Genomic DNA, 4,217 nt, shown 5'->3' with positions numbered 1-4,217 from the left:
TTGGCGGCAGTAGTATAATCTTATTTATTGAGAATTAGGGGACGAAAGGATTTCTATATGTACAGTGAATTAAAAGGAAAGGTAGCCGTCATTACAGGCGGATCCAAGGGAATCGGAACGGCTATCGCCAAGCGTTTCGGGCAAGAAGGTATGAAGGTTGTCATTAACTATAATTCCGATGCAGCCGGTGCAGAGTTGGCTGCAGAAGCAGTTCGATGTGCCGGCGGAGAGGCGATTGCTGTCAAGGCTCATGTCGGTACGGAAGAAGGCGTGCAGTCTCTGGTCGATGCGGCTGTAGAAAACTACGGAGGTATCGACGTATGGATTAACAATGCGGGCATGGAAAACAAGGTGGCGACTCATGAAATGCCTTTAAGCGATTGGGAACGAGTTATTAACGTTAATTTAACAGGTGTATTTCTCGGTACACGTGCAGCTTTGACATATTTTATGGAGCATAATGTAACGGGAAGTATTGTAAATATGTCATCCGTTCATGAGCAGATTCCTTGGCCGACCTTTGCACATTACTGTGCATCCAAAGGCGGTATTAAACTCTTTACGCAAACTGTGGCCATGGAGTATGCCAAGTACGGAATTCGTGTAAATGCCGTCGGTCCCGGAGCTATTAATACGCCTATTAATGCGAAAAAATTCTCCGACCCCGTTCAGTATGAAGAAACTATGAGTATGGTTCCTATGAAGCGTATCGGTAAGCCTGAAGAAGTGGCAGCTTGTGTGGCTTGGCTTGCTTCCGATGAAGCGTCATACGTAACAGGAATCACCCTTTTTGTAGACGGCGGCATGACCTTGTATCCGGCTTTTCAAGACGGTAAGGGTTAAAGCTTTGTAAAAGAGTATACGGGTCGGCGATATGATTTTGCCGTAGCCGATTTAGAAAAGAACATATATGAAAAACGTATTGGTTATTTAGGGACACACGGATTTACAGCACGATTCGTTTAACAATAAGATTATTATGGCAGATTTGGAAAAGGCTTTGCTTGAAGCTCGTTTCGAGTATTTAGATGCCATGTACTCCAATTTTAAAATTGATGTAAAAAAGGAACAGGAACAATTGGTATGGGCCGATGTTATTCTCCTTAAGTTCCCCATTTTTTGGTACAGTCTCCTTTACTGTCGGTGCACCGAAAGATATGTATCGTGAAGGAGGTTTTCAATTCTACCCTGTGGAAATGATGACGACTCGTTTTATTCAGACGGCTCATTTGTGCAGTTTGGACTATGAAGGTGCCGTGTATACGTGCGGTCTCGGCTATGTGAACCGTGATGATGCGGAAGCTTGCAAGGCTATGGAGTCGGCAGCTCACGAACATACACAACGCGTAATTAACCGCATTGAAGAATTGGAGAAATAGGATATCTACATGACTAAACCCGCTTGTCCTTATGGGGACAAGCGGGTTTTATAATGCGTACTATTTTAACTTTTTAGTGAAGCTGCGGTGGCGGTGTTCTTTCTTATCGGCTTTTACGCGGAAATAGTTGTGCTTAATGGCCGTATTTTTGTCGTCCGTCGTCGTATACACGTCGAAGAGGTCGAGAGATTCGATAAAGGGAACGAATTTTTTAAAGCCGAAGTTTCTTACATCAAAGTCGGAGAATTGTTTATTCAATAAATTCCCTAAGGTGCCTGAGAAGATCCAGCCGTCTTCATCCGAGTTTTCTTCCGTCAGTTTGATAAGAGCTAATTTAATAGTTGACAGGTCTTTGCCTAAAGTATTGTCGAATGCGTCTTGCCCGTTATGACGGTATTCGGAAGGATGGGAGGTCTTTTCACGGTCATGAGGTATCGAAGTTTCGTGTTCGGCCGGTTCTTCGCCGGCTTCTTCAAAGAGGACATCCAAGTAGAGAAATTTGTTGCAAGCCGAAATAAACGAGCGAGGCGTTTTGCTTTCGCCCATACCTAAAACATACTTTTGTGATTCTCTTAAACGAGAAGCCAAACGGGTGAAATCGCTATCTGAAGAAACGATACAATAGGCATCCAAATCGCTTTGGTAAAGAAGATCCATTGTATCAATAATGAGTGCCGAGTCGGATGAATTTTTACGAATAGTGTTGCTGTATTGTTGAATCGGCTGGATGGCATTATCGAGAATAATATTTTTCCAAGAAGCCATTTGAGGTGTTGTCCAGTTGCCGTAAATGCGTTTATAAACAATATTTCCCAAGTTGTTGGCTTCAGACAAGATGACATCGATATACTTGTTGGAAATGTTTTCGGCGTCAATAAGGACAGCCAATTTCATTTCTTGGTTCATCGTCTCCCTACTCCCCTTTGTATGGTCATTAAATGAGTTGTCGTAAGCGGTTCGTTAAGTCTGTCGGATTTTGCGCAGCCGAAAGATCCATAATCGGTTGTGCCCCCACGTACAAGAGATTGTCGTTGCCGCGGTGAACGTCGGTGGCAGTCGGTTTTTTACCGTCGTGGTAGACGGCCGACAAATTGCCGGCAATGAGGTAGGCTCGTTCTTTACCGCTCATAGAGGAGATGGTTTCCGGCTGGTACCAGTCTTTTCCGTGGAGAGAAATCATTCCTGTATCGGCATTGACCTTAACGACACCGCCACTCCACTTTGTAATATCTTCATTATACACGTTACGGCGGGAAATAGTGGACGGATGGTCATTAAAGAGTTCGTTAATACCGCCCGAAGACTGGCCGGGGTTCTTGTCCAGAATTCGCTGCCATACGGCAGCACCGGCTCCGATGTTGTATCCTGCATTAACGGCGTATGTGAATGCCAAAGCATCGGCTTCTTTTTCCATCGGTTTCGTAATTAATTTAGCCGTGCCGACTTGAGATAAGATACCTGTAATGAGCTGAGTAGATGTATCACCGCCGATAGCCGCACCGGCAAGGACTAAAGGCATTTGTTTACGAATGCCTTGGATAGGGTGTCCTTTTTGGCCGTGTCCCATTTCATGAGCCAAAACAAAGGCCAGTTCGTTTTCATTGTAATTTAAAGGTTCAAAGGCCCCTATATTAACGCTTAGGTTATGGCCGATAGTACAAAAGGCGTTAAAGCTTTTGTCGTCATTAACAAAGTAATTGTACGGCTTTTTCGTAATAGACGGATCCGTTTTTGCAATGGAAGCGGATAAACGCGTCATAATACGGTCCAACATGGCGTTGGCACGAGGATCGTTGTTGACACCGTATTTTTTCTTCATTTGTTCAAAAAATTCGTTGCGGCCACCGTTATCGAGATGTTTTAATTCTTTTTCAAGGGCGAAGTATTGTATGCCCGCACCGGCGAAACTTGTCCAGTCTATAGCTTCGGCTGTTTGCAAGGTTGAAGAGGCGGGACTGAGAGATACTGCCAGAATACCGGCAAGAATATATGATTTTATAGATTTTTTCATGAATAAATCCCCTTTCGAGCGGGTAGAAAAATATTTTGCACTTACGAGTTTTATTATACCACATAACAGCCCGTAAACAGCAAAAGGAAGAGGAGGGTTATGTATTTTTAACACATTGAATACTTTCTTGCAGTAAAAATGAGACAAAGGAAAAATATAAGGTTTGTGAACAGACCTTTTCAGATTGATGAGAAAATAGGGTATTGACATAAAGATATAAGGGCGACATGATGAATAACATAATTATATACCGTCCATAAAACCGAAGAAGCGGGAGTAACGACGTTATCGTGCACTTACAGCGAGCCGGAACGGTGAAAGCCGGCAGAACGCAGACCGTCAAATGGGCCGCAGAGGGCGCAAGGAAAGGCAGTAGCCGAGTATTTTGCGACGTAAGGCATACGTCAGTTGCCGGGAATATGTTAGTATTCCGTCGAGAGCAGGGAATTTCTCCTGAACCAAGGTGGCACCGCGGAACCGTATCCGTCCTTGACATGTATTCTTGTCATGGACGGATTTTTTTGTACGCCGAATAGGAATGACAAAAGGAACACCCCGTCTGCAGGAGACATCTGCAAACGGGGTGTTTTTCAACCATATTCAATTGTCGTAAAGTCTTATCTTAGTATGTCTATAAAATATACAAGCAGATTACTTCCATTTAAACTTTCTTACACGACCTACATAAAATATCCTTTGGCATAGCACGCACAACAGGTAATCGAAGAGATACTTTTGAAATACGTATTTATTTCTTAAGAGTGTTGTGTGTAAAACGGTAAATTGTCGTCATGCTATACGTCCATCCGTAATCCTCTCTTACAGAG

5 protein-coding genes are annotated in these 4,217 nt (G+C 43.5%); 3 read left to right on the top strand and 2 right to left on the bottom strand.

Translation table 11 applies throughout. The features are described from left to right. Positions 1-57: 57 nt before the first annotated feature. The 3 genes from PGX78_RS05800 (at position 58) to PGX78_RS05790 (ending at position 1,379) form a co-directional block, all read left to right on the top strand. Entirely contained in the window at positions 58-843 is a 786-nt protein-coding gene (locus PGX78_RS05800) for a glucose-1-dehydrogenase (protein WP_270445852.1), read from the top strand. Positions 844-979: 136 nt separating this feature from the next. Then, the gene (locus tag PGX78_RS05795; RefSeq protein ID WP_270445851.1) at positions 980-1,168 is read left to right on the top strand and encodes an NAD(P)H-dependent oxidoreductase; all 189 of its coding nucleotides are present in this window, start codon (positions 980-982) and stop codon (positions 1,166-1,168) included. After that, positions 1,158-1,379 carry a hypothetical protein gene (locus PGX78_RS05790; RefSeq protein WP_270445850.1) on the top strand — a complete coding sequence of 74 codons (222 nt, stop codon included), beginning with the start codon at positions 1,158-1,160 and terminating at the stop codon, positions 1,377-1,379. Before PGX78_RS05795 ends, PGX78_RS05790 begins: the two co-directional genes overlap by 11 nt. A 60-nt stretch (positions 1,380-1,439) precedes the next feature. Here the strand turns inward: PGX78_RS05790 and PGX78_RS05785 are convergent, their stop codons facing one another. Both PGX78_RS05785 and PGX78_RS05780 read right to left on the bottom strand, forming a co-directional pair. After that, complete coding sequence (locus tag PGX78_RS05785) at positions 1,440-2,285, bottom strand: NYN domain-containing protein (protein ID WP_270445849.1); 846 nt, start codon at positions 2,283-2,285, stop codon at positions 1,440-1,442. A 28-nt stretch (positions 2,286-2,313) separates the two neighbouring features. Continuing rightward, a complete protein-coding gene (locus PGX78_RS05780; RefSeq protein WP_270445848.1) occupies positions 2,314-3,390 on the bottom strand; it encodes a M48 family metallopeptidase in 1,077 nt (358 codons plus the stop codon). Positions 3,391-4,217: the final 827 nt, after the last annotated feature.

Origin of the sequence: Megasphaera sp. AF13-6AC, from assembly GCF_027685385.1 — a bacterium.
In the GTDB taxonomy this organism is placed as follows: Bacteria; Bacillota; Negativicutes; order Veillonellales; family Megasphaeraceae; genus Megasphaera; species Megasphaera micronuciformis.
This window is presented reverse-complemented; position numbering and strand designations above follow the sequence as displayed.

Coding starts and splice junctions, on each gene's coding strand:
- PGX78_RS05785 (WP_270445849.1), bottom strand. CDS start 2,285: ATGAACCAAGAAATGAAATTGGCTGTCCTTATTGACGCCGAAAACATT.
- PGX78_RS05780 (WP_270445848.1), bottom strand. CDS start 3,390: ATGAAAAAATCTATAAAATCATATATTCTTGCCGGTATTCTGGCAGTA.
- PGX78_RS05795 (WP_270445851.1), top strand. CDS start 980: ATGGCAGATTTGGAAAAGGCTTTGCTTGAAGCTCGTTTCGAGTATTTA.
- PGX78_RS05800 (WP_270445852.1), top strand. CDS start 58: ATGTACAGTGAATTAAAAGGAAAGGTAGCCGTCATTACAGGCGGATCC.
- PGX78_RS05790 (WP_270445850.1), top strand. CDS start 1,158: ATGTATCGTGAAGGAGGTTTTCAATTCTACCCTGTGGAAATGATGACG.